Below are 2,022 nucleotides of genomic sequence, written 5' to 3' on the forward strand. Positions count from 1 at the left end.
TTGATGGCGTCGCCAATTCCGGTGTTCATGCCCTGACCGCCGGCGGGACTGTGGATGTGAGCCGCATCGCCGAGCAGGAAGGCGCGGCCCTTGCGGAAATGCTCGGTCACCCGGTGATGAACATGGTAGGTCGAAAACCAGTTCACCTTCTGGACGTTGACCTTGAGATTCGTGATCGCCCGGTCGCTGACGTCTTCGAACTTAAGCGTATTGGCATGATCGGCGCGCTCGTCGCGTACGGTTCCGATCAGGCGCGCTCGGCCCTTCCCGGCCAAGGGAAAGACCGCCAGGAAATCGGCCTCGTCAAGGTCGACGTGCAGCTCGCCGTCGAGCGCAGGGCCGGCGGCTTCAACGTCGGCGACATAGAAGAGTTGCCGATAGGTGCCGCCGCGAAAGCCTGTACCGATCGTCTCGCGCACAATCGAGCGGGTGCCGTCGCAGCCGGCGATGTAGCTCGCCTCGCAGGTTTCCTCCTGGCCCTCTGGTCCGCGAAGGCGGGCAATCACACGCTCGCCCCCGTCCGTAAAGCTGACCAATTCGGTGCGGCGCTCGACCGAAACGCCGAGCGCCTCCAGCCGCTCGATCAGCAGCCGCTCATGCTGGTCTTGCGGAAAAATATGCAAGAACGGATAGGGCGTCAGGTCCGAGCCGATTCTCTCAAATGGCAGGCGCGCCGTCGGTTCGCCCTTGACCCACAAATTGACCGCGGGAACCTTGTGGCCGCGTTCGACCACGGCGTCGGTAAGGTTGAGCTGGCGATAGAGTTCAAGCGTCCGCGCTTGAACCGCCAACGCCCGCGAGGTGGTGCCGGGCTCTGCCGTCTTGTCGAGGACGCGCACGTTAACCCCAAGCTTGGTCAGCCAGAGCGCCAGGACCAGGCCCGTCGGACCGGCACCAATGATCAGAACGTCGCTGCGAATCATTTCGTCCTCCGTCCATCAGCTGCGTCCGCCTCGGCCGGCGATGTCAGTAGGCCATTGAGTGCCGTGCGGGCGTGCTGGCCGGCGAGCGCCTGCAAATCGGGGGGATCGGTCCCTACCTCGCCGAAGACCTCTCGAAACAGCGTGGCCATCACCATCGGGCCCATCAGCGAAAAGGCGTGGAGGCGGGGATCGCCGGGCGCTACCTCGCCTCGCGCCTGGGCGCGCGCGATGATTCCTGCGACCGTGCGGATGACGCCAGCGACGACGTCGTCGTGCCAGATGCGCGCGAGATCGGGGAAATTCCGCGATTCGCTGATCACCATCCTGGCCATCGCCGGCACCCGGCCGCCGCTCATCATCCCGGCCGCGCGCGAGAGGAGCATGGGCGCAAGCTCGGCGAACGGCCCATCAGAGGCCTCGGCCGTGCTTTCGATCGCTTCGAGGTGCGACGCGACTGCGGCCCGCGCAACGGCACCGAAGATGTCTTCCTTGGTCTCAAAGTAGAGGTAGAGGGCGCCCTTTGAGATCCCGGCTCGGCGCGCAATGTCGTCGAGCTTGGCAGCGGCAAAGCCTTTTTCAGCGAACACCTCCAGCGCGGCGTCAATAATCTCGCCCGGCCGCGCCTCCTTGCGTCTCCGCCATTTCGGTTCGTCATCCGGCATCGTCAAGCCATAAATGACCCGAAAGTCACTTAATGTGCCGCCAGCGAGTCGTCAAGCCGGCGGGCGAGCGCAGTGAACGGAGTTCGACGGCGCGGTGGATTTACGTGGGGTTTCGACAGAGAAAATCGATTTCGACGCCGGGATGCTATCGACGCGCCATGTGGCAGCCTTGAGATCGAAGCGGCTCCTCCGCGAGAGAGGCTGAGAGAATCTCCCTTCTTCCAGCGGCGACTCAGACGCGAACGTGAGTTCTTGCGCCCGATCGCCCCCATTGTCACTGGGGCTGGGGAAAGCCAACCTTCAAATTTGACATCGCGCATCACGTTCCGGGACGGATGCGCATCCGGTCAGCCGCGCTGAAGGGCAATGTCTGCGCGAGCGAGGATGCGCGACGCCCGAGGGAGCCGGTTTATATTGCGGAAGGTGAATTTGCGCGG

The 2,022-nt window shown here is 63.9% G+C and carries 2 protein-coding genes; both read right to left on the bottom strand.

Annotated elements, in window-relative coordinates:
• Positions 1 to 923: FAD-dependent oxidoreductase (locus tag VNX23_RS11700; RefSeq protein ID WP_325630159.1), on the bottom strand; the 923-nt coding region annotated here is incomplete at its 3' end.
• Positions 920 to 1,585: a TetR/AcrR family transcriptional regulator gene (locus tag VNX23_RS11705; protein WP_325630161.1), complete on the bottom strand. Its 666-nt coding sequence runs from the start codon at positions 1,583 to 1,585 to the stop codon at positions 920 to 922. The genes VNX23_RS11700 and VNX23_RS11705, both read right to left, overlap by 4 nt.
• Between the last annotated feature and the right edge of the window lie 437 nt (positions 1,586 to 2,022).

The organism is Bradyrhizobium sp. (assembly GCF_035570375.1).
In the GTDB taxonomy this organism is placed as follows: domain Bacteria; phylum Pseudomonadota; class Alphaproteobacteria; order Rhizobiales; family Xanthobacteraceae; genus Bradyrhizobium.